Source organism: Comamonas composti DSM 21721 (genome assembly GCF_000429845.1).
Classification (GTDB): Bacteria; Pseudomonadota; Gammaproteobacteria; order Burkholderiales; family Burkholderiaceae_C; genus Comamonas; species Comamonas composti.
Genome location: NZ_AUCQ01000014.1, coordinates 123,667 through 146,634, shown reverse-complemented (window position 1 = coordinate 146,634; position 22,968 = coordinate 123,667). Strand labels below are relative to the sequence as shown.

The window sequence follows — 22,968 nt, the reverse complement described above, 5'->3', positions numbered from 1 at the left end:
AAGCTCTTTGCGGTGAAAAATCAGGGCCATGAACCACAAAAAAGACAACGGGTCAGGCCGCCCCGTGATGCAGCAAGACAGGCCTTTTCGCGTGCTCATGGTCTGCATGGGAAACATTTGCCGCAGCCCCACGGCTCATGGCGTGTTCGAAAAAATGCTGGCGGATGCGGGTCTCTCTGCGCTAATTGACGTGGATTCGGCCGGCACCCATGGCTATCACACGGGCCATGCTCCCGACGCCCGCAGCCAGGCCCATGCCCGCAAGCGCGGCTACGATCTGAGCGGGCAGCGCGCACGGCGCTTGCTGGCCCAGGACTTCGAGGACTTCGACCTGGTGCTCGTCATGGACGCCGCCAATGAGGCCGCAGCCCGCGAGCTCTGCCCGGCCAGCCGACGAGAGCGGCTGCGCCGCCTCACCGACTACAGCAAGAGCCACAGCGCCAGCGAAGTGCCCGACCCCTATTACGGCGGCGAACAAGGCTTCGAGCAGGTGCTGGACCTCGTCGAGGACGCCTGCCAAGGCCTGTTGCAAGCCCTGGCGGCCCCAAAGTCAGGGTCATGAGCGCGTTCACGATCTCTACACTGGCGCGCCGCGAGGAGATCGTGAACACGCTCTAAAACCAGGCATCTGCGGCCATCAACGCCAGCGCCGGCACAGCCCGGCCTTATTTGCCCATGACCGCTGCGCCCATCTGGGCCACGGGTCTACGCCCCCAGTTCATCACGGCCGTACCGGCCAGGGCCAGGGCTCCGCCCAGCAGCATGGAGCCATCGATGCGCTCACCCAGCAGAACCGACGAAAGCATGACGCCCACCACGGGCACCAGGGTGATATAGCCGGAGGCAGCGCCCGCGCCCAGGGCCTTGACGCCATCGAAATACCAGGCATAGGCCAGGGCCGTGGCACCAAAGGCCAGAAACAGCAGCGCCGTCCAGGCCTCGGCCCCCGAGTGCAGCGCCGCATCCAGACCTGCCAGCCCTTCGACAAGCAGGCTTGCAAGCAGCAGCATGAGCGCTCCAAGGGTCGAGGTCACGGCCGTGGTCGACAAGGAATCCACGCCGGCCAGCATGGCACGGCCGATCAGGGTATAGGCCACCCAGCAGGCCACGCACCCGAGGATCAGCAACTCGCCCAGACCCAGGCCCGTGCTCAGAATCTCCATGGGCCTGCCGTGGGAGATCACGATCACCGCACCGACGCCGGCCAGCAGCATGCCCAGGCCGATGGTGAGATTGATGCGCTCCTTGAACAGCCACACAGCCAGCAGCAGCGTGACGGCAGGGTTGATGCTGATGACCAGGGCCGCCTTGCCTGCCGGCAGATGCTGCAGCCCCATGAGGAAGAAGGCTGCATAGCCAAACACGCCGCAGGCCGCCGCTGCAGCCATGCCCAGCCAGCGCCCCGCGCTCCACTGCCGCAAGAGTCTCATGCCTCCTCGGTGGTAGAGCCAGGGCAGAAGCACCATCGCAGCCAGCAGAAACCGCAGGCTGGCCGCAGCCAGCGGCGGCATGTTCTGGGCCACCACGCGGCCCGCAGGCCAGGATGCGCCCCAAAGCAGGACCATGCCCAGCAAGCGCAAGTGCGGACCGAATTGTTGTTGTATGTGCATAGAGACAGGTGCAAGACCGACAGGACCAGCGGCCCGATTGCCGCTCCAGACCCGGCGCATGCGTGCAGGCGCCGGGGCAGGCAAGGCACAGGCCCAGCCGACAAACGCATTGCGGGAGGGGTTTGTGACATCCCAGGCCGGGAGCCCGCACTATGGCAGCAGACAAGCCACCTGTCTTGCGAGGCGGCAATTGCCAGCGGCTGCGCCCAGCTTTTCCTCCAGGCCGTTCTTGAAGCGTGTTTGCACTTCCCGCACCGCTGCACCGAGAAGATCGAAGATCTCCCTGCAGAGATAGGCAGTTCGCTCAAAACTCCTTAATTGATAGCTTGCAGCGCTTGTCTGGAGAGCACTACAGGCCGATTTGACTCAAAACCAGGAAGATGCCATCGCCCGCGCAGCCTCCAGCCCACGAGCAGATACTTCAATCAGTACCGGCAACCAAGGGCATTGCAACTCGCCTATACTCCCCGCACCCGCTGCCCTGCCGCTCGCCCACGCAGCGCCTGTCTGACACCAAGGCCGTCTCTTGTGAGCTTGATCATCGGCACCTGCTGCCTACCGATCAAGACTGCGGCTGTCACTCTCTCCATGGCGAGCCTTTAAAGATCCCTGGCCCCTTGCCAGGCCTACGTTGCCCAGGCTTTGCCTGGGCCTTTCTGTTTTCATTCGACAGCCTGGGCAAGGCTTGGCTGTCAGCTTTCCAGCGAGCCGCGCGTCCAGCAATGCCCTGATCGGGCATGGTGGTGATTCATCAGTTGAGCGAGAGGCGCGGCCGCATTCTTCACTAACGCACGGAAGGAGATGCTTTGGCTAAAGAAGAATTGATAGAAATGCAAGGACGAGTCGAAGAAGTTTTGCCGGATTCACGCTTTCGCGTGACGCTGGAAAACAATCACCAGCTCATCGCCTACAGCGGCGGAAAAATGCGCAAGCACCGCATACGCGTTCTGGCCGGCGACAGGGTTACGGTAGAGATGTCGCCCTATGACCTGAACAAGGGCCGACTTACCTTCCGCCACCTGCCTCCCCGCACCGGCCCCGCCGGCACGCCGCCGCCGCATCGCCGCCCTTGAGGCATCTGGCACGGCTGCCGCAGACTGCAGGCAGCGCGGCCGGCCCGCACTCTGCCTAAGCAAGACACCTGCGCCGGCGCAGCCTCAGGTTCCCTGGCTCACCGTGATCGTCGGGAACTTGCTTGAAAAATCCTTGGCCTTGAGCGCGACCTTCACCGCCAGATCGCGCGCCACCTTCTTGTAGACCTGGGCTGCCTCGCTGTCGGGCTCGGCAACCACAGTAGGCTTGCCGCTGTCGGCCTGCAGGCGGATCTGCAGGGACAAGGGCAAGGCCCCCAGGTAGTCGATGCCGTATTCGGCCGCCATGTTCTTGCCGCCTTCGGCGCCAAAGATGTGCTCCACATGGCCGCAGTTGGTGCAGACATGGGCTGCCATGTTCTCCAGCAGGCCCAGAATCGGCACCCCCACCTTCTCGAACATCTTCACGCCCTTCTTGGCGTCGATCAGCGCAATGTCCTGGGGTGTGGTCACGACCACGGCCCCCGTCATGGGCACGCGCTGGGCCAGGGTCAGCTGTATGTCGCCCGTGCCGGGAGGCATGTCCACCAGCAGATAGTCGAGATCCTTCCAGTTGGTCTGGCGCAGCATCTGCTCCAGTGCCTGCGTAGCCATGGGGCCGCGCCAGATCATGGCCTGGTCGTTGTCCACCAGCAGGCCTATGGACATGACCTGTACGCCATGCCCGACCAGGGGCTCCATGGTCTTGCCGTCCGGGCTCTCGGGCTTGCCCGACACACCCATCATCATGGGCTGGCTGGGACCGTAGATGTCGGCATCCAGAATGCCCACGCGCGCGCCTTCGGCGGCCAGGGCCAGGGCCAGGTTGGCCGTGGTCGTGCTCTTGCCCACGCCGCCCTTGCCCGAAGAAATGGCAATGATGTTCTTCACGCCAGGCAGCAGTTGCACGCCGCGCTGCACCGAGTGCGCGGTGATCCTAGTGGAGATATTGACCGAGACATTGCCCACGCCGGCCACGGTCTTGGCCGCGGCCACGAACTGGCTGCGCAGCGCCGGCACCAGGCTTTGCGCGGGATAGCCCATCTCCACATCAAACGCCACGTCGCCATCCGCGATCTGCAGATTGCGCACCGCACGCGTGCTCACGAAGTCCTTGCCCGTATGCGGGTCGAGCACGCTGGAAATCGCGGCCAAAAGCGCTTGTTCTGTGACTGCCATGGTTTTTTTCTAACTCCTGAAATGGGGCTCCCTCTGAGTCGCCTCGCGCCCTTCACCTGAAGATGCGACGGCCCGTTGCTGCAAGACGGCTTGCGCCGCCCCTCTCGCACGCGGGGCACGCCGGCTCCAAGGCCCTGGATGCGCGCAGCGTCATGGATAGCTGGGATAAGGTCTTCTAGTCTATCCAAGCTGCCCAGCCCTTGGCTTCAGGGTGACAATGCAGTCCCGACCCTGTTTTGAAAAGAAAGACCCGCCTGTGAAATTCCGGATGGCCGAGAACTCCCTGTTCGCGATCTTGCTGCGCTCACGCTGGTGGATCAGCCTTGCCGTGGCCGCCCTGATCATCGTGCTATGCATGGCCTTGCTGCCTCAGGAGGCCAAGTTCGTGGGCTCCATGGGCAGCCTGCCCTTCATCGTGATCGGCGCCATGGCACTCAAGCGCCAATGGAAAGAGCCCAGCCCGGCCCAGGCCAGGCAATTACTCGAAGTCGCTACGGCCCTGAGCGCACGCGACTTCAGCCAGCGGCTGCAAGCGGCCTGGCGTGCCGAGGGCTACGAGGTCCAGCCCTGTGGCCATCCAGCCGCAGACTGGATTCTGAGCCGCGCGGGCAAGACCACCTGGGTTCTGGCCAGGCGCTACAAGGCCGGCAGCCATGGCGTCGAGCCTTTGCGCGCGCTGCAGCAAGCCGCCGACGAGGCCGGTGCAGCGACCACGGCCTATGTGCTGCTTCAGGGCAGCCTGAGCGAGAACGCGGCGGCGCTTGCAAAGCAGCATTCCATCGTGGTGCTGCAGGACAGGAGTCTCGCGCTGCTGCTGTCCAAAGCACGCTGAGGCCCTTCATGCCGGCCCCTTTGCACCACGCACCCGAGAGCGCAGGCCATGCCACGGCCATCGTGCTGTCCGGCGGCGGCGCGCGCGCGGCCTACCAGGTCGGCGTGCTGCAGGCCTTGTCACGGCTGCGCAAAAAGGCAGGCGCCAGCCACCAGCCGACTCCGTTTCCGATTGCCGTGGGCACCTCGGCCGGTGCCATCAATGCTGCGGCCCTGGCCTGCGGGGCCGATCATTTCGACACCGCCGTGCAGCGCCTGTCCAGGGTCTGGCGCAACTTCGAGACCGCCCAGGTGTATCGCGCCGACTCCTTTGGCGTGATGCGCAGCGGCGCGCGCTGGCTGACCTTGCTGACGCTGGGATGGGCCTTGACGCGCTGGCGCCGCACCCAGCCGCGCTCTTTGCTGGACAACACGCCGCTGCACAAGCTGCTGCAGGAAACGCTGCCGCTGAAGCGCCTGCCCGAGCTGCTGCACAGCGGCCAGCTGGCGGCCCTGGCCGTGACCGCATCCAGCTACACCACGGGCGAGCATCTGACCTTCTACGAAACCGGCCCGCATCTGCACCCCTGGTCGCGCTCCCAGCGCCGCGCCGTGCAGGACCGCATCCGCCACGAGCATCTGATTGCCTCGTCCTCCATCCCCTTTATTTTTCCGCCCACGGAGCTCTCCATCCATGGCGAGTTCGGCTATTTCGGCGATGGCGCCATGCGCCAGACCGCGCCGCTGGCACCCGCCATCCACCTGGGTGCCAGGCGCATCGTGGTCGTGGGCGTGGGCCGCTCGCACGAGGTCTCTCACCTGCCCATGGGCCAGCATGCGCCCTACCCTTCGCTGGCCCAGGTGGCCGGCCATGCGCTGTCCACAATCTTTCTCGATGCGCTGTCGGTGGACATAGAGCGCGCCCAGCGCATCAACCACACGCTGTCCCTGATCCCCGAGGCCGAGCGCGAACGCAGCCAGCTCCACCCCGTGGACCTGCTGGTGTTCACGCCATCGCGCTCACTGGACGAAATCGCGCTTGAGCATCTGCACGAGCTGCCCCTGCCGATACGCACCCTGCTGGGCGCCACAGGCGTTTCCACGCGGGGCAGCGCCAGCAGCGCAGCCCTGGCCAGCTACCTGCTGTTCGAGCACGGCTATACGCGCCGCCTCATGGACCTGGGGCGCCAGGACACCTTGGCACGCAGTGCCGAGATCTGCCGCTTTTTTGGCTGGTAAGGACGCAGCGGCCATGAGCCTCATGCTTTTCATGGCTGTAGCGCTTATCCATCAAGCGCTACAAGCTACCAAAAAAGGAGCATGACACCGCCTTCTGGAAGGATCCCCGCGACTTGCCAGGCCTTGCCGATCCCGGCGGACAACAGCCTCTAAAATCCCTGATTCCCAGCGGCCTTGCCTTGAGCGAACCGCTTTCGCGTTTTTGCCCCCCGATTTTTCCCACATGTCCCAACGCAAGATCTTCGTCACCACCGCCCTGCCGTATGCCAACGGCAACTTCCACATCGGCCACATCATGGAATACATCCAGGCCGACACCTGGGTGCGTGCGCAACGAATGCAGGGCAATGCGGTGAACTTTGTGGGCGCCGATGACGCCCACGGCGCGCCCATCATGATTGCCGCCGAAAAGGCCGGCAAAACGCCCCAGCAGTTCGTGGCCGATATTGCCGCCGGCCGCAAGCAGTACCTCGACGGCTTTCACATCGCCTTCGATAACTGGAGCAACACCGACAGCCCGGAAAACCACAAGCTGTCCCAGCAGATCTACCGCGATCTCAAGGCCGCAGGCTTTATCGAAACCCGCGTCATCGAGCAGTTCTTCGACCCCGAAAAGAACATGTTCCTGCCCGACCGCTTCATCAAGGGCGAATGCCCGCGCTGCCACGCCAAGGACCAGTACGGCGACAACTGCGAGGTCTGCAGCTCGGTCTACGCGCCCACCGACTTGATCAATCCCTTCTCGGCCTTGTCCGGCGCCACGCCGGTGCTCAAGAGCTCGGAGCATTTCTTCTTCAAGCTCTCCGACCCACGCGCCGTGGAGTTCCTGACCGAGTGGACCCAGAACGGCCAGCATGTGCAACCCGAAGTAGCCGCCAAGATCAAGGAATGGTTTGGCGTGCGCACCAACCCCGATGGCTCGACCAGCGAAGGTCTGGACGATTGGGACATCTCGCGCGATGCGCCTTACTTCGGCATCGAGATTCCCGACGCACCGGGCAAGTACTTCTATGTCTGGCTGGATGCGCCCGTGGGCTATCTGGCCTCGCTGAAAGAGCTGCTGAACCAGCGTGGCGAGGACTATGACGCCTATATGGCCAACCCCGATCTGGAGCAGTACCACTTCATCGGCAAGGACATCATCACCTTCCACACGCTGTTCTGGCCCGCCATGCTGAAGTTCAGCGGCCGCAAGACGCCAACCAAGATCTGCGTGCACGGTTTCATGACCGTGAACAACGGCGAGAAGATGAGCAAGAGCCGTGGCACCGGCCTGGACCCGCTCAAGTACCTGGCACTCAAGATGAACCCCGAGTGGCTGCGCTACTACCTGGGCGCCAAGCTCAATGGCAAGAATGAAGACATCGACTTCAATGCCGAAGACTTCATGCTGCGCGTCAACGCCGACCTAATCGGCAAGTACGTGAACATCGCCAGCCGCGCCGCCGGCTTTATCGCCAAGCGCTTTGACGGCAAGCTGGGCCAGGTTTCCGAAGACGGCCAGGCCCTGCTGGCCGCGCTGCGCGAGCCCCACAGCGCCATCGTCGCCGCCTACGAAACCCGCGACACGGCCCGCGCCGCCCGCGACATCATGGCCTTGTGCGACAAGGTCAACAGCTATGTGGACGCCAACAAGCCCTGGGAGCTGGCAAAGCTTGAAGGCATGGATGCGCGCCTGCAAGATGTGTGCTCTACCTGCATCGAGGCCTTCCGCCTGCTGACCATTTACCTGAAGCCCATGCTGCCCGCTCTGGCCGAACAGGTGGAGGCTTTCCTCAAGGTCGAGGCCCTGCAGTTTGCCGACACCGGCCGCCTGCTGGACGCAGGCCACGCCATCGGCAAGTACGAGCACCTGATGCAGCGCGTGGTGGTGGAGCAGCTGGACGCCCTGTTCGAGCCTCCAGCACCTCCCGTGGTCGAAGCGGTGAAGCCCGGCGGCGAAGAGATTGCCCCCACCATCACCATCGACGACTTTGCCAAGATCGATTTGCGCATTGCAAAAATCGTGGAATGCAAGCCCGTCGAAGGCTCGACCAAGCTGCTGCAGCTGACGCTGGACGCAGGCGAAGGCCGCATGCGCAATGTCTTCAGCGGCATTGCCAGCATGTACAGCCCTGAACAGCTGCAAGGCAAGCTCACCGTGCTGGTGGCCAATCTGGCTCCGCGCAAGATGAAGTTCGGCATCTCCGAAGGCATGGTGCTGGCCGCCAGCCACGCGGACGAAAAAGCAGTGCCCGGCATCTATGTGCTGGAGCCCTTTCCCGGTGCCCAGCCCGGCATGCGCATAGGCTGACCCACACTACCCAAGGCTCACATATGCGCCATCCACAGCTCCCAAGGTATGCAGCCCTGGGGGCTGTTTTGCTTTTGCTCCCGGCCTTTCTGTCAGGCTGCGCCGTGGTCGGGGTCGCTACCTCGGCCGTGATTCTGGCCGCCGATGTGGCCGTGGGCGCAGTCAAGATCGTCGGTGAAGGCGTGGGCCTGGTCGTCGAAGCGGCCACGGGCAGCGACGAGGAAGGTGGGCAGGATGACGCTGACGGCGAGGACATCTACAGCGGCATCGAAAACGACAACAGCCCGGGCCCCGGGCAAGAGGCCTGCAATCCTTGCAGCACCAGCCTCGATGCACATGCCCCTTCAGGATCCAACCCATCATCAAATAAAAGTAATTCTCATTTAAAATAGCGATCGAATCAGCAGCAGCCCCTGGCAGACAGCCGTTCAGCCCCGGGGACCTAGAGCAGCGGCCATGTACGACAAGGGAAGCCATATGACCTATCTTGAGCAAGACATCCATGCGCTGGTGCCCGAGCATGGCGCGCTGCTGCGCCACTATGCACGCCTGCAAAGGCGCTGCACGGAGCTGGTTCTGTCACAGGCCCGGGAGATCGAGCGGCTTGAGCAGCAGGTCATGCGTCTGCGCGCCCAGGTCATGCTGCGCGACAGCGCCCTGGCCTGGGCCTGGGAAGACCAATCAGGCGCCGGAGCCGACGCGGGCGAATCCCAGGCCAGCGCGCTCCTGCGAGACATGACCGAGCAGGCTGCGTCTGCGGCTGGTCTCGCCCCGTCCGTGGACCTGCCAGCCCTGGAGCACAGCCTGCGCTGCGCCGATCTTGTGATCTGCCAGACCGGCTGCATGGGCCATGGAGCCTTCTGGCGTGTGGAGGATCACTGCAAACGCACGGGCAAGACCTGTGTGCTCGTGGATCAGCCCGGAGCGCTGAACATTGTGCGCATCCACTCCACCGGCCAGACGGAGTTGCTCGCACAGGCGGCATGCCCGGCATGCAGCGAACCGCTGGATGCGCCGGGCTGAGAGCCGGCCCACGCGCTACACCAGAATATTCCCCGCTGGCAGCGCTATTGCTGCGGGCTCAAACACTTTCTTTTCCAGCCAGGCAAGCGCCTGCGGCACCGACGCGAACACGCCGCCAGGCACCCCAAATGCCTTTTCCACCTGCATGTTCTTGAGCCGCGCATGGTCCTCGGGTGGCAGGATGACGGTTGCCATGCCCATGACCCGGCGCTGCAGCAGCGGACGGTGCTGCTGCAGCCAGAATTTGCCAAGGGCGGCGCCCCCCTCGGGCTGGAGCAGCGATTCGGGTGTGGCATACACGCGCAGCAGCGCGAAATCCTCGCCGCGCGCAAACCATTCCTGCCAGCGATCCAACTGGGCCTGGTAGGTCTGCAGCGTGGCAGCCTCGCGGTAAATGCCGACCACCAGGGGCCAGCGGGACAAGTCATCCATGTTCAATCTCCTTTGTGTCCAGGTGCCGCCAGCTGCCAGTCGCGCGCCTGCTGCTGGGCTGCCCACAGCCGCGCATAGACCCCACCCAGCCGCAGCAGCTCGGCGTGCCGGCCCTGCTCGACCAGCCGGCCCTGGTCGAGCACCAGAATCTGGTCCGCATGGCGCACGCTGGCAAGCCGATGGGCGATGGCCACCACGGTACGGCCCCTGGCCAGGGCCGTGATGGCCTGCTGGATCTCGGCTTCGGCAGACGGGTCCACGCTGGCCGTGGCCTCGTCCAGCAGCAGCACCGGCGCGTTCTTGAGCAGGGCGCGCGCAATCGAGATGCGCTGGCGCTCGCCGCCCGACAGCGAGCTGCCGCCTTCGTCGAGCACGGTGTCATAGCCCTGGGGCAGCGCCGTGATGAAGCCATGGGCCTGGGCGCGCCGGGCCGCATCGATGGCCTGCTCGCGGCTGGCGTCGGGCCTGCCTATGCGCAGGTTGTCGAGCACCGTGCCGGAGAACAGCAGCACATCCTGGAACACCATGGCCACCTGCCGGTGCAGGGCGTCCGTGCCGATGTCGCGCAAGTCCACGCCCCCGAGGCGGATGCTGCCGCCCTGCACCTCCCACAGCCGCGCCATCAAGTGCACCAGCGTGCTCTTGCCTGCGCCGCTGGGGCCGACCACGGCCGTAAGGCCGCAGGCCGGAATCTCGCAGCACACGCCATCGAGCACGGGCACGCCGTCATGGGCGAAGCACAGGTTCTCGATCACCAGGCCATGAGCTTGCGGCAGGCGTGGATGCGCGGGCTCGGGCAAGGCGGGCTCGGCCAGTATCTGCTCGATGCGCACCAGCGCACGGCGCGCAAAGCGCAGCAGCATGGTGGACAGCCCGACTTCAAACAGCTGGCGATACAAGGGCAAGGCCAGCACCAGAAAGGCCACCAGCACCTCGGGCGCCAGCGTTCCCGCTGCCAGCCACCAGCCCCCGGCCAGCACCAGGCTCACATAGCCTGCCTCCAGCACCAGACCATAGGCCACAAGCCAGGGAGCGGGCTTGAGCTCGACGGCCAGCATGGCGGCGTGCTGCGCATCGAGCGTGGCCTCCAGCCGCCTGAAGGCCTCGCCAAAGCGCCCAAAGCCCCGGATCACGCCAATCCCCTGCACATACTCGAGCAAGGCCGACTGCGCAGCCGCCCCGGCCTGTACCAGGCGCTCGCCGGGACGCGCTGCCGCGCGCTGGGTCCAGGCCAGGGCCAGCAGTGCCAGTGGGATGCCGGCCAGCATCACCAGCGCCAGCCGCCAGTCCAGCCACAGCAGGAACAGTGTCAGAAAGGCCGGCATGGCCAGGCCGGAGACAAACACGCCGAGAAAGTGCGACCACAGGTTTTCGACCAATTCCAGGTCGGACGTCAGCCGCGCGCCCAGGTCGCCGCTGCGCTGGCCTGCAAACCAGCCCATGGGCAGGCGGCGCAGGTGGTCGGCCACACGCAGCCGCGCCTGCCCCATCATGGCGTAGGCCCCGCCGAACACCAGCGGCATGCCCACACGCGCAGCCACGATGCGCAGCGCCACGCAGGCGGCCAGCCCCAGGCCGGTTGCCAACGCCATGCCCGGCGTGGCCCAGCCGCCGAAGACGGCGTGCAGCAGCACATACAGCAGCGGATAGGGAGCGGCGGCCAGCAGCCCTTCGGCCACCGACCAGACCAAGCCACGCACCAGGCGTGGATCACGCTGGCCCGAGAGGCGAAAGCCCGCCTGTACCAGTTCGCCGATCATGGCCTCACCCCCTGCTCACCCAGCGTCCATTGGCGGGCATCTTCATGGTCATGCCACAAGCGGCGATAGGTTTCACAAGCGCGCAGCAGCTCGTCGTGCGTGCCCTGGCGGGCCACGCGGCCGCCCTGCATCACCACGATGTGGTCGGCATGGCGTGTGGTACGCAGCCTGTGGCCGACCACGATGACGGTGCGGCCGCGGCACAGCGTGTCCAGCGCCTGCTGGATCAGGGCTTCGTTCTCGGCATCGATGCTGGCCGTGGCCTCGTCGAGCAACAGAATCGGCGCATTCTTGAGCAGGGCGCGCGCAATGGACAGGCGCTGGCGCTCCCCCCCGGAAAGGCGCGCACCGCGCTCACCCAGGGGCGTGTCATAGCCCTGGGGCAAGGCCGTGATGAAGCCATGCGCCTGGGCTGCGCGGGCCGCAGCTTGCAGCTCGACATCGCTGGCATCGGGCCGCGCCAGGCGCAGGTTGTCGCGCACCGTGCCGTGGAACAGCACCACCTCCTGGAACACAATGCCCACGCGCGCCAGCAAGGCATCCAGCGGCCAATCGCGCACATCCACCCCGCCCACGCGCAGGCTGCCGCTCTCGAACTCATACAACCGCGCCACCAGCCGCACCAGCGTGCTCTTGCCCGAGCCGCTGGGTCCGACCAGGGCCGTCACCTGGCCCGCACGGGCCGTGAAGTCCACGCCATCAAGCGCCAGCCGGTCGCCATAGCGATGGCGCAGGCCGCGAAACGCAATGTCCGGCGGAGCTTGGGGAATCTGCGCCATCCGGGATTGGGCCAGCGGCGGCGCGGCCAGCACTTCGTTGATGCGCGCCAGGGCCTCGGTGCGCTGCACCTGCTCGCCCAGAGCAAAGGTCAGCCGCAAAAGCGGTGCCAGCACGGCCGGCGCCACCAGCAGGAACAGCAGCCAGGTCGCCACATCCAGGCTGCCGCGCATATGCAGCCATGCGCCCAGCGGCGCCACCACCACCAGATTGGCCGTAAGCAGGCCCACGAACAACGCCCAGCCCGCCACGCTGCCCCGGGCATAGCGCAGCACCCAGTCCACCGCGCCTCCCACGGCAGTGGCCAGCTCGCCGAACGAGCGTGCATCCAACCCGAAGCTCTTGACCACATGCACGCCGCGCACATATTCCCCCACCTGGTCGGCGATGCGCTTTTGCAGCGCACTCCAGTCCCGCATGTTCTCGGCGCTGCGGCGCATCAGCCACCACTGCGCGGCCACGGCCAGCGGAAGCGGCGCCAGTGCGGCCAGGGCCAGCCGCCAATCCGCAACGAACAGCAGCGCCAGCGCCGCCAGCGGCACGGCGGCAGCGGCCACGGCATCAGGCAGCATGTGTGCATAAAAGCCTTCCAGACTGCTCACATCGTCGCTGAGCGTGCGGCGCAGGCTGCCCGAGCCCCGCCCCGCGAAAAAGGACAGCGGCACCTCGCCCAGGTGCCGCGCCATGGCCAGGCGCAGCTGATGCTGAATGGAAAAAGCCCCGATGTGCGCCAGCACATGGCTGACCGCCATCAGCGCCCAGCGCAGGGCCAGCAAGCCCAGCGCCCACCAGGCCAGCGGCCAGATCGCAGCCATGTCCATGGCCGCGCCCGGCGGCATGGAAAACAGCTGCACCGTGATGCGGTAGATGAACCAGAACGGCGCGATGCTGAGCGCCGCCGAGACAACGGCCGCAACCACGGCCAGGGCCAGCGGCCAGGGCGCCACGCGCAGCAGCCCGATGAAGCCCACGCGGGGCGGTACCGATGTCGACGATATCGATGTCATGGAGTGCTTTCTCTTTCAGTCCCGTGGCCACCGTTGGACCACGGGCAGCCCCGGCGAGGCCGGTAATGCAGGAAGGGCTGTGCACGGGAAACAAAAATTCAAACAAAAACTGCCTCAAGCCCTTATGCAGCAAGCGCTGACAGCTATGAATTTCATGATTCGCCGACCTCAGCCTTCATGCTGCCGGCCGCGCCCAGGCCTTGCCCTGCATGCAGGGCAAGGCCGGCAGCCCCTGCCGCCAGGGCCGCAGCCAGCGCAAAGCACGCGCCATAGCCAGAATGCTGTGCGAGCCAGCCGCCGGCCATGCCGCCCAGCATGGCCATGAGCGCATCGGCGCACTGGAACAGCGCGAAATCCACTCCGGGCTGGCTGGGTGATGCCAGGCCCATCAGCGCCGAATAAATGGCCACGAAACCGCAGGCCATGCTAGCGAACAGCAGGCCTACCAGAACGGTCACCTCTGCCAGCGGCAGGTGCATGGCGCCCCAGGCCAGGGACGCCAGCACGGCGGCCTCCAGCACCACGGCCATCCACACGGCCCGCCAGCCCTGAGCCCAGCGCACCAGCAGGCCGCCACATGCCGTTCCGGCCAGGCCGGCTCCCACGCTGAAGGCGCCAAACAGCCAGGCCAGCTCGGCCATGCTGGCGCCCTTGTCCAGCAGCAGCGGCCCGACCATACCAATCGCCGTGCGCACACCTGCACCCAGCGCAAAGGCCAGCAGCAGCCCACGGCGCACCTGCGGCCGGCGCAAGGCATGCCCCAGGCTGGGCCGGGCAAACCCATGAGCAGCTTGCGAACGCTGGGGCTCGCTGACCGCCAGCAGCGGCAGGCTCAACAGCACGATGGCCGCGCCCCCGGCGCCCAGCGCCAGCGGCCAGCCATGGCGATCGGCAAGCAGCAAGAACGCGCTGCCGCCCAGCAGCATGCCCAAATAGGAGCCTCCGACCTTGGCGGTATTGCCCCAGCCGCGCCGGTCCTGGGTCAGCTGGTCGACCGCGAAACCGCCGCAAGCGATGTCCACCGTGGCCGCCAGCACGGCGGCCAGAAAGAACAGCGCCAAAAGCCCTGCGCCATGGGCTTGCAGCGACAGGCCCCCGGCGGCCGCCACGCCGGCCACGACCACCATGCCTGCCGCCAGCAGCCATTGCCCGCGCAGAATGAGTGTGCGCGAGCGCCGCTGCACCCTGTCCATTGGCAGGCGCCAGCGCTCCACGGCGGGCGCCCACAGAAAGCGCAACGCCCACGGCAGCATGAACAAAGAGGACAGGCCCACCAGTTGCAGCGATGCCCCGGCCTGGCGCAGCAGCGCGGGCAGCGACTGCATGGCAATCGTGGTCACCAGGGTTTGCGTCACGTAGATGCCGGCCAGCGCCGCCAGCAGCGCGCCCAGGCCCAGCCTGCCCTGGGCTTTGCCGGACTCAATAGGCATAGGTCAGCGTCATGCCCAGCGTGCGGCCCGTGCCCACCTGCGCATAGTTGTTGCCCGGGCCATAGGAAAAGCCATAGCTGCGGTAGTCCTTGCCCGTGAGGTTGTGGGCGTAGAAGGCGAGCTCCACGTTCTGGCTTGGCGACCACGCAATACCTGCATCGATGAGGGTGTAGCCGCCCTGGCGCAAGGTGTTGGCCGTATCGAAATAATGGGCGCCGATATAGCGCGCCGCAATGCGCGGGCGCAGCAGCACATCGCCCACGCGCAGCTTCCCCTTGGCAGACAGCGTCAGGCCGTGCTCGGGCACGAAAGGCACGCGGTTGCGGTTGCAATCGGCGCAGCCCGTATCGGTATAGCTGTGAAACTTTGCATTGCTGATAAACCCCGTGGCCTCCAGCGTCCAGTCGCGCGAGACATCCCAGCCGGCGCTGAATTCCAGCCCTGTGGAGCGCATGTCCCCGACATTCTTCAAGGTCTGGTAGCCCATGTTGCCAACCCCGTAGAGCTGGCCATCCTGCGTATCGACACGATAGACGGCGGTATGCATGCGCAGGCGGCTGGATGCATAGCGCACGCCCATCTCGTAGCTGGTGGCGCGCTCGCGCCCATACCCCTGGGCATCGGCAATGCTGGTCGGCGCCAGTGCATACCCCGCAGGCTTGTATCCCTGGGCCAGGTTGGCATAGCCGCGCCACGACGAGGAGAACCGGTAGAGCGCACCCAGGCGGCCCAGCCAGGTGTTTTCATGCGTGGAGCGGTCGCCCGCGACGGGTGCACCCATCAGATGTCCCGCGAAGTCCGTGGATGCCGTATCGCGCGAAAGACGCAGCCCTGCAGACAGGTCGAGCCGGGGCGTGACATACCAGGTCACGTCGCCATAGGCCGCAAGCGTATCGCTCTTGTTGCGCGAACGGCTGTCGAGAAATGGCGCACGGGCCGGCAGCACCATGTCGATGCTGTAGTGGCGCGACTGGTCCAACTGGTGGCTGTAGAGACCGAACACACCATCCCATGCACGTGAGCGGCTACCTTCGGAGTCTGCGGGCCGGGTGGCCAGGCGCAGCTCCTGGGTGTTTTGCCGCCACCGCTCTGGCTGCCATGAATACTGGGCGCCGAAAAGATAATCCCGCTCCAGCGCAAGACGCTGGGCACTGACGATGGCGCTGAGCTGCCAGTCATCCCACTGGTATTGGGCACGGGCCGCCCAGGCATTCACGCAACGCCGCTGATGGGTGTTGCGAAACGCCTCGGGCACGCCATCGAGCGCATAGGCGGTGCGCTGGCCGATCTCGTCATAGGGCGCGTAGACATCCTGCTGGCCTCTGGCGCAATCGCGCCCGCCCGACAGTCCCAGCTCCCAGGGGCTTCCCGCAGGCGCCAGCCGCAGCTTGACATTGCCGGCCTGCGCGCGCACGCCACCAAGGCCGTCGCCGAGCACCAGGCTGTCCAGCTCTCCCGGCTGCTTGCTGCCCGCAAGCGACACCGAGCCATAGAGCAGATCCGGCACCAGCGGGCCGGACAGATTGGCCTGCGCCTGATAACCGCCATGGCTGGAGATGCCCGTGCGCAGCATGGCCTGGCTGGTGTTGTCCGGCTGGTGGGTGACGATGTTCAGCACGCCTCCTTGCGCGCTCTTGCCGTACAGCGTGCCCTGCGGGCCTTTGAGCAGCTCCACACGCTCCACATCCACCAGGGACTGGATCGCGGAGACCGGCAACTGCGGCACGCCATCCACATACACGGTCAGAGCGGGGTTGTAGAAGTCCTGGGCCGATGTCACGCCGCGCAGAGTGAAGCTGGGAAACAGCTGCGAGCCGCTATAGGACAGCGTGAGATCAGGGAACACCCGTGCCAGATCCAGCGTGCTGGTGGCTTGCGCATCCTCCAGCTCCGTGCGCTCCACCACGCTGGCCGCTCCATGGAGGCCGTCCAGGCGCTGGCCGCGCTTGCTGCCCGAAATCACCACGGCCGGCAGCACGGCAACCGCCTGTTCTTGCCCCACATCCTCTTGCTGGGCCAATGCGCTGCTGCTCTCTGCCAATGCAGCCAATGAAGCCAGTGCCGCTGCGAACACGCGCGACCTCGGTCGTTTGAACACCATAAATCGCCTTTTGCCGGTCTGATTCAATTCATAAATGAGAATTCATATCATTTAGAATTTCTCCCATGCAGGCTAACGATTCCAGGGAAAAACTGACGTTTTCAGGAAAATTCATGCACGATCCAGTCATCCCTTCTTCAACCTGCGCTGCTACACACTTGGTCGAAGACCTCTACAAATCCGCATCCGACGTGCCAGCAGAATGGGCCAGCATGCTCGAGCGCATTGACTGGGACGACGGCATTTCCATAGGCTGCATGCAGGGGCGCGCGCATTCCGAATGGGAAGTCCATGCCAAAAGCCCGCCCATGTTCTGCATTGCCGTCATGCTCGAAGGCCGCATGCGCGCCGGCCTGGACGGTGGAGCCACGCTGGACTTCCGGCCCGGCATGGTGTCCGTGATGTCCACCGCCACCACGGCTTCGGGCTGGGACTGCTTCATCGGCCACTCGGGCTTCAAGATGCTGGACATACGCCTCACGCCCCAGGCCCTGCATCGCCTCACCGGACATGCGCTGATGCCGCTGCGCGGCAAGCTGCTGCACGACTACAGCCTGCCCGGCCTGGACACCTTCATGGGATGTACGCCCGCATCGGCCGGCCTGATGCAGCTTGCCAGCGATGTGCTGGCCTGCCGCGTCCAGACCCCTGCAGCGCGCCAGCTGTACCTGCGCGCCAAGGCACAGGAGGCTCTGGCCCTGGTGCTGGACAGCCTGTCGCTGAGCGATGACGCCAGGCCGCTTGCCATTCCCGCAGACCGGCAACGCCTGCTCCAGGCCAAGGCCTTGCTGGAGAGCAGCTATGGGCAGGACTGGACCGTGCAGGCCTTGTCGCAGGCTGTCGGCCTCAATGAGAAACGGCTGCAAACGGGCTTTCAGGCATTGTTCGGCCTTCCCATCCATGCTCAGCTCATGCGCATTCGCATGGATGCAGCCGCCGACCTGCTGACCCAGGGCCACTCCGTGACCGAGACCGCCTACGCGGTCGGCTATTCCAGCCTGAGCCACTTCAGCAAGGTCTTTCGTCATGCCAAAGGCACGCCCCCCAAGCAATGGTCCCTGATGCAGTCCTCAGGCGGGCTTCGCCGCTAGCGCACTGAGCTGGAGCTTGACTCAATGCAGCTTTCTGTCAAAACACCCGTGTCCAAAACCGAATCGCCCAGGATGCGGCAGTGAACCCCTGCAGGCAATGATGTGGGCCATGCCCATGGAGATGTTTTGCGGCGACACCAACCACCAGCACCCCAAAGCGTGACGCCTGAGACGTGCGTGACGGCACAAAACAGCATGAGTCTAGAAAAAATCGCACTCGGGCAACGCGAGCAGGTGCCAGAAAGGTACAAAACCATGTACTGCTGGATGCATGGGGGATGCATGGCCCGGAAAAGAAGAAAGTCCGCTATCTTTTAAATAGCAGGCTTTCCTTTGTGTACTTGGTAGGGCGTGTAGGACTTGAACCTACGACCAAAGGATTATGAGTCCTCTGCTCTAACCAACTGAGCTAACGCCCCAACAACCCAGCAGGCTGGGTAAGCCAAGCATTATAGGGTGGTTTTCGGCATGCCTTGCCCGCACGCGCAAGTCTGGGGACCACAGAGCAGCAGCTTCAGCGCTTGTAGCTCAAGGCGTTGCTGACCAGCTTGGAGGTGATATCCACGATCTGGATCATGCGGTCGTAGTTCATGCGCGTAGGGCCGATCACGCCCAGCGTGCCCACGATCTTGCCGTCGAGCTCGTAGGGCGCACTGACCACGGACAGCTCCTCGAAGGGCACGACCTGGCTTTCACCGCCAATGTAGATGCGCACACCTTCGGCCTTGTTGGAGAAGTCCAGCAGGCGCAGTATCTGGGTTTTCTGCTCGAACAGCTCAAAGGCCCGGCGCAGGTTGTCCATGTCGCTGGAGAAGTCGCTGACCGCAAGCAGATTGCGTTCGCCCGCGATCACCACATCCTCCTGGGCAGTCATGGCCTCTGCGCCCACGCTGACCGCGGCCTGCATGAGCTGGGCAACCTCGCCGCGCAGGCGGTCGACCTCGCCGCGTATGCGCTCGCGCACATCCTCCATGGCAAGCCCCGCATAGTGGCTGTTGAGAAAATTCGAGGCTTCGACCAGCTGGGATGGCGTGTAGTCCACATCGGTGAAGATCACGCGGTTTTGCACGTCACCTTCGGGCGAGACGATGATGACCAGAAAGCGCCGCTCGGACAGTCGCACAAACTCGATATGCTTGAACACCGAAGTGCGTCGGGGAACCATGACCACGCCTACGAATTGCGACAGGCTGGAGAGCAGAGAGGCTGCGTTGGCGATGACTTTCTGCGGCTGCTCGGGCGCGATTTCGGGCGCGGCAAAGTCTGCACGGTCCACGGTGAGCATGGTGTCCACGAACAGGCGATAGCCTCTGGCCGTGGGAATGCGGCCAGCGGAGGTATGAGGGCTGATGATCAGGCCCAGATCTTCGAGGTCGGCCATCACATTGCGTATCGTGGCAGGCGACAATTCGAGGCCCGAAGCGCGCGACAGGGTTCGCGAGCCCACAGGTTGACCGTCGGCGATATAACGCTCGATCAGGGCTTTGAGCAATAACTTGGCACGGTCGTCAAGCATGTATTGATTTTAATGGTGTAAGTTACTGAAATGACGTCCACGTTCCGCCACGTAGGTTTGATAGGAAAGTACCACGCTCCGAACACGAGCGGGCCTTCCAACACCACCAGCGATGTTCTGCAGCGCATTGCCGGCTTTCTCACGCACCAGGGCTGCGAGGTGGTGCTGGACACGCAGTCGGCCATTCACGCAGGTCTTGCCGACTATCCGACCATGGATGTGGACGGCCTGGGACGGCATTGCGATCTGAGTCTGGTCGTGGGCGGAGACGGCACCATGCTGGGCGTGAGCCGGCATCTGGCCCAGTACGGCACACCCTTGATAGGCATCAACCAGGGCCGCCTGGGTTTTGTGACCGATATTGCGCTTGAGGATTTCGAGGCCACGCTCACGCCCATGCTGCGTGGCGAATATGAGGAGGATGTGCGCCCGCTCATGCATGCGCGCGTGATGCGCTACGGGGTCTGTGTCTTCGAGGCCGTGGCCATGAACGACGTGGTGGTCAACCGTGGCGGCACCTCGGGCATGGTGGAGCTGCGCATCGAGGTCGGCGGGCGCTTTGTCTCCAACCAGCGTGCCGACGGCCTCATCATCGCCACGCCCACGGGCTCCACGGCCTACGCCCTGTCGGCCGGCGGGCCCATGATGCACCCTTCGATTCCGGCCTGGGTCATGGCGCCCATCGCCCCGCACAATCTCTCCAACCGCCCCATCGTCCTGTCGGACGCCAGCGAGGTCGCGATCGAGGTCGTGGCCGGCCGCGACGTCAGCGCCAACTTCGACATGCAGTCCCTGGCCTCGCTGCAGCATGGCGACCGCATCCTGGTCACGCGAGCCAACCATTGCGTGCGCTTTCTGCACCCGCGCGGCTGGAATTATTTCGCCACCCTGCGCAAGAAGCTGGGCTGGAACGAAGGGGGCGAATAAGCATGGGTCTGAGGCGCATTGTTCTGCGCGACTTCGTCATCGTCCAGGCGCTGGAGCTGAGCTGGCACGCGGGCTTTTCCGTGCTCACGGGCGAGACCGGGGCCGGCAAGTCGATTCTCATCGATGCCCTGCAGCTCGTGCTCGGGGCGCGTGCCGACACCGGCGTGGTGCGCGAAGGCTGCACCCAGGCCGATATCTGCGCCGAGTTCGACTGCCCGGCCCATCTTCAGCCCTGGCTTGAGGAAGCCGGCTTCGAGCGCGAAGAGCCGTTGCTGCTGCGCAGAAACATAGACAGCCAGGGACGCAGCCGCGCCTGGATCAACGGCGCGCCGGCCACGGCCACGCAGCTGCGCACCCTCGGCGATCAGCTCATCGACATTCACGGCCAGCATGCATGGCAAAGCCTGACCCGGCCCGACGCCGCGCGTGAGCTGCTCGATGCCTATGGCGGCATCAGTTGCCGCGAGCTGCAGACGCTGTGGAGCCAGTGGAGCCAGGCCAGACGCGCGCTGGAGCATGCCCAATCCACGCAGGACAGCCTGCAGCGCGAGCGCGACCGTCTGCAATGGCAGATCGCCGAGCTCGACAAGCTGGCCCCGCTGGACCACGAATGGGACGAGCTCAACGCCCAGCACACGCGCCTGTCCCATGCCCAGACGCTGATGGATGCGGCCCAGGCCGCGCTGCAGCTGATCGAGGACGACGAGGCCGGGGCCAGCCAGCCGCTGGGCCGGGCCCAGCACCTGCTGCAAAGTCAGGAACACCTGGAGCCCGAGTTTCAGAACATGGCCGATGTGCTGGCCTCCTGCCAGGCCCAGCTGGCCGATGCGCGCCATTCGCTGCAGGCCTATCTGCGCCATGCGGATCTGGACCCGGACAGCCTGGCCCAGCTCGATGCGCGGCTGTCCCTGTGGATGCAGCTGGCACGCCGCTACAAGCGCAGGCCCGAGGAGCTGCCGGCCCTGCTGGCCGGCTGGCGCCAGGAGCTGACCCAGCTCGATGCGGCCGTGGACATCGACGGCCTGCACGCTGCGGAGAAAAAGGCCCAGCAGCGCTATCTGACCCAGGCACGCCAGATATCGCAGCTGCGCGCCCAGGCCGCGCCCCGGCTGTCGCGCGCCATCACCCAGGCCATGCAAGGCCTGGGCATGGAAGGCGGCGTCTTCGAAGCCGCACTCTCCAGCGCCGATGCACCCGGCGCCTCGGGCACGGACAGCGTGGCCTTTCTGGTCGCAGGCCACCCGGGCGTCACCCCCAGGCCCATGGCCAAGGTGGCCTCGGGCGGGGAGCTGTCGCGCATCTCGCTGGCGATTGCCGTCACCACCAGCGAGCTCGGCGAGGCCGGCACCCTGATCTTTGACGAGGTCGATTCGGGCGTGGGCGGGGCCGTGGCCGAGACCGTGGGCCGGCTCATGCACAAGCTGGGCCACAACCGCCAGGTGCTGGCCGTGACCCACCTGCCCCAGGTCGCGGCCTGGGCGAATACGCATTACCTGGTATCGAAGCAGCGCGCCAAGCAAGCCACACTGAGCACGGTACAGGTGCTGGATGCCGGCCAGCGCGAGGCCGAGCTCGCGCGCATGCTGGGCGGCGAGCGCCTGTCGGCGACCACGCTCGCCCATGCACGCGAAATGCTGGCCATGGCCAGCCAGGCCCAGAGCCGCAAACCACGCAAGGCCAAGGCCGCAGGCCGGACAGCCGCCAAACGAGCTGATTGACACAGGAGGGAATTGAGTCCATGGCGTTAGAAATTGTTCTGATCACCGGCATGTCCGGCTCGGGCAAGTCGGTTGCCCTGCATGCGCTGGAGGATGCGGGCTACTACTGCGTGGACAACCTGCCCCCCGAGCTGCTGTCCTCCTTTGTCGCACTCGAGCACCGCCATCACAGCAACAAGGTGGCCATCGCCATGGATGCGCGCAGCGCCACGGGCCTGCCCCAACTGCCGGGCCAGATCAGGCAGTTGCGCCAGCAAGGCATTGCACCGCACCTGATTTTTCTCGATGCCTCCACGGGCACGCTGGTGCGCCGCTTCTCCGAAACCCGGCGCCGCCACCCCCTGTCCCAGGAGTCGCGCGCCACAGGCCGTGGTGCCCTGGTGCAGGACATAGAAAGCGAGCGCGAGCTGCTCGGCGAGCTGCGCGACAAATCCCATGTCATAGACACCAGCAACCTGCGCGCATCGCAGCTGCAAAGCTATATCAAGGAGCTGATCGCCGCGCCCGTGGGCCAGATGACCCTGGTCTTTCAGTCCTTCGGCTTCAAGCACGGCCTGCCCTCGGATTCGGACTTCGTGTTCGATGTGCGCATGCTGCCCAATCCGTACTACGAGCCCGACCTGCGCCCGCTCACAGGCCAGGACCTGCCCGTGGCCGACTTTCTGCGCCAGCAGCCCGAGGCGCTCAGAATGCGCGCCGACATCCAGCAGTTTCTCGAAAACTGGCTCCCCGTGATGGCCGCCAACCACCGCAGCTACCTCACCGTGGCCATAGGCTGCACGGGCGGCCAGCACCGCTCGGTGTTTCTCGTCGAGGAGCTCACGCGCCACTTCTCGGCCAACTGGCTGACGCTGCGCCGCCACCGCTCGCTGGACAGCCACGGCCCGGCCCAGGCCGCCAAACCCCAGGCCCAGCCCCAGGACGAGCCGCAAGCTCCCACAAGAACATCTTAAAAAGTGAGCTGGTAGCGCTTGTTACATCTGAA

General features: G+C 65.2%; 19 protein-coding genes and 1 tRNA gene. 11 read left to right on the top strand and 9 right to left on the bottom strand.

Going from position 1 to position 22,968, the window contains the following annotated elements; genetic code table 11:
* Nucleotides 1-67: 67 nt before the first annotated feature.
* The gene (locus G486_RS0110425; RefSeq protein WP_027015489.1) at nt 68-562 is read left to right on the top strand and encodes a low molecular weight protein-tyrosine-phosphatase; all 495 of its coding nucleotides are present in this window, start codon (nt 68-70) and stop codon (nt 560-562) included.
* Nucleotides 563-665: 103 nt separating this feature from the next.
* Here G486_RS0110425 and G486_RS0110420 read toward each other — a convergent pair whose 3' ends face one another.
* Nucleotides 666-1,610, bottom strand: a complete 945-nt coding sequence (locus G486_RS0110420; protein ID WP_027015488.1) for a DMT family transporter — start codon at nt 1,608-1,610, stop codon at nt 666-668.
* Nucleotides 1,611-2,416: 806 nt separating this feature from the next.
* On the opposite strand from G486_RS0110420, the gene infA reads away from it, so the two are divergent.
* Complete coding sequence (infA, locus tag G486_RS0110415; RefSeq protein ID WP_027015487.1) at nt 2,417-2,683, top strand: translation initiation factor IF-1; 267 nt, start codon at nt 2,417-2,419, stop codon at nt 2,681-2,683.
* An 84-nt stretch (nt 2,684-2,767) separates the two neighbouring features.
* Here the strand turns inward: infA and apbC are convergent, their stop codons facing one another.
* Nucleotides 2,768-3,859, bottom strand: a complete 1,092-nt coding sequence (gene apbC, locus G486_RS0110410; RefSeq protein ID WP_027015486.1) for an iron-sulfur cluster carrier protein ApbC — start codon at nt 3,857-3,859, stop codon at nt 2,768-2,770.
* A 268-nt stretch (nt 3,860-4,127) separates the two neighbouring features.
* On the opposite strand from apbC, the gene G486_RS0110405 reads away from it, so the two are divergent.
* From G486_RS0110405 to G486_RS22030, 5 genes are all read left to right on the top strand, one after another.
* Nucleotides 4,128-4,691 carry a restriction endonuclease gene (locus G486_RS0110405; RefSeq protein WP_027015485.1) on the top strand — a complete coding sequence of 188 codons (564 nt, stop codon included), beginning with the start codon at nt 4,128-4,130 and terminating at the stop codon, nt 4,689-4,691.
* 8 nt (nt 4,692-4,699) lie between these two features.
* The gene (locus G486_RS0110400) at nt 4,700-5,908 is read left to right on the top strand and encodes a patatin-like phospholipase family protein (protein ID WP_051303396.1); all 1,209 of its coding nucleotides are present in this window, start codon (nt 4,700-4,702) and stop codon (nt 5,906-5,908) included.
* A 223-nt stretch (nt 5,909-6,131) separates the two neighbouring features.
* Nucleotides 6,132-8,201, top strand: coding sequence for a methionine--tRNA ligase (gene metG, locus G486_RS0110395; protein WP_027015483.1), 2,070 nt, complete (start codon nt 6,132-6,134; stop codon nt 8,199-8,201).
* A gap of 23 nt (nt 8,202-8,224) precedes the next feature.
* Nucleotides 8,225-8,593, top strand: a complete 369-nt coding sequence (locus G486_RS23970; RefSeq protein WP_156919984.1) for a hypothetical protein — start codon at nt 8,225-8,227, stop codon at nt 8,591-8,593.
* 85 nt (nt 8,594-8,678) lie between these two features.
* Entirely contained in the window at nt 8,679-9,224 is a 546-nt protein-coding gene (locus tag G486_RS22030) for a DUF2325 domain-containing protein (RefSeq protein WP_084455190.1), read from the top strand.
* 15 nt (nt 9,225-9,239) lie between these two features.
* On the opposite strand, the gene G486_RS22025 is transcribed toward G486_RS22030, so the two are convergent.
* The 5 genes from G486_RS22025 to G486_RS0110360 all read right to left on the bottom strand — a co-directional run bounded on the left by G486_RS22025 (nt 9,240) and on the right by G486_RS0110360 (nt 16,731).
* Nucleotides 9,240-9,656 (bottom strand): hypothetical protein, encoded by a 417-nt coding sequence (locus G486_RS22025; protein ID WP_051303394.1) that lies wholly within the window; start codon nt 9,654-9,656, stop codon nt 9,240-9,242.
* A gap of 2 nt (nt 9,657-9,658) precedes the next feature.
* Nucleotides 9,659-11,416, bottom strand: coding sequence for an ABC transporter ATP-binding protein (locus G486_RS0110375; protein ID WP_027015481.1), 1,758 nt, complete (start codon nt 11,414-11,416; stop codon nt 9,659-9,661).
* Nucleotides 11,413-13,200, bottom strand: coding sequence for an ABC transporter ATP-binding protein (locus G486_RS0110370; protein WP_027015480.1), 1,788 nt, complete (start codon nt 13,198-13,200; stop codon nt 11,413-11,415). Before G486_RS0110370 ends, G486_RS0110375 begins: the two co-directional genes overlap by 4 nt.
* Before the next feature lie 152 nt (nt 13,201-13,352).
* Entirely contained in the window at nt 13,353-14,630 is a 1,278-nt protein-coding gene (locus G486_RS22020) for an MFS transporter (RefSeq protein WP_051303392.1), read from the bottom strand.
* A complete protein-coding gene (locus G486_RS0110360) occupies nt 14,620-16,731 on the bottom strand; it encodes a TonB-dependent receptor (RefSeq protein WP_027015479.1) in 2,112 nt (703 codons plus the stop codon). The genes G486_RS22020 and G486_RS0110360 overlap by 11 nt, the downstream gene beginning before the upstream one ends.
* A 113-nt stretch (nt 16,732-16,844) precedes the next feature.
* Between G486_RS0110360 and G486_RS22015 the strand changes: the two genes are divergently transcribed.
* A complete protein-coding gene (locus G486_RS22015; protein WP_169728588.1) occupies nt 16,845-17,822 on the top strand; it encodes a helix-turn-helix transcriptional regulator in 978 nt (325 codons plus the stop codon).
* Between the two features lie 342 nt (nt 17,823-18,164).
* Here the strand turns inward: G486_RS22015 and G486_RS0110350 are convergent.
* Together G486_RS0110350 and hrcA are read right to left on the bottom strand one after the other, a co-directional pair.
* Nucleotides 18,165-18,241 (bottom strand) — tRNA-Ile (locus tag G486_RS0110350).
* 95 nt (nt 18,242-18,336) lie between these two features.
* The gene (hrcA, locus tag G486_RS0110345; RefSeq protein WP_027015478.1) at nt 18,337-19,338 is read right to left on the bottom strand and encodes a heat-inducible transcriptional repressor HrcA; all 1,002 of its coding nucleotides are present in this window, start codon (nt 19,336-19,338) and stop codon (nt 18,337-18,339) included.
* A 30-nt stretch (nt 19,339-19,368) separates the two neighbouring features.
* Between hrcA and G486_RS0110340 the strand changes: the two genes are divergently transcribed.
* The 3 genes from G486_RS0110340 to rapZ are packed head-to-tail and all read left to right on the top strand — an operon-like array spanning nt 19,369 to nt 22,936.
* Nucleotides 19,369-20,265: an NAD kinase gene (locus G486_RS0110340; RefSeq protein ID WP_027015477.1), complete on the top strand. Its 897-nt coding sequence runs from the start codon at nt 19,369-19,371 to the stop codon at nt 20,263-20,265.
* Between the two features lie 2 nt (nt 20,266-20,267).
* Complete coding sequence (recN, locus tag G486_RS22010) at nt 20,268-21,983, top strand: DNA repair protein RecN (protein WP_034387234.1); 1,716 nt, start codon at nt 20,268-20,270, stop codon at nt 21,981-21,983.
* Between the two features lie 20 nt (nt 21,984-22,003).
* Complete coding sequence (gene rapZ, locus G486_RS22005; RefSeq protein WP_084455178.1) at nt 22,004-22,936, top strand: RNase adapter RapZ; 933 nt, start codon at nt 22,004-22,006, stop codon at nt 22,934-22,936.
* The last annotated feature ends 32 nt before the right edge of the window (nt 22,937-22,968 follow it).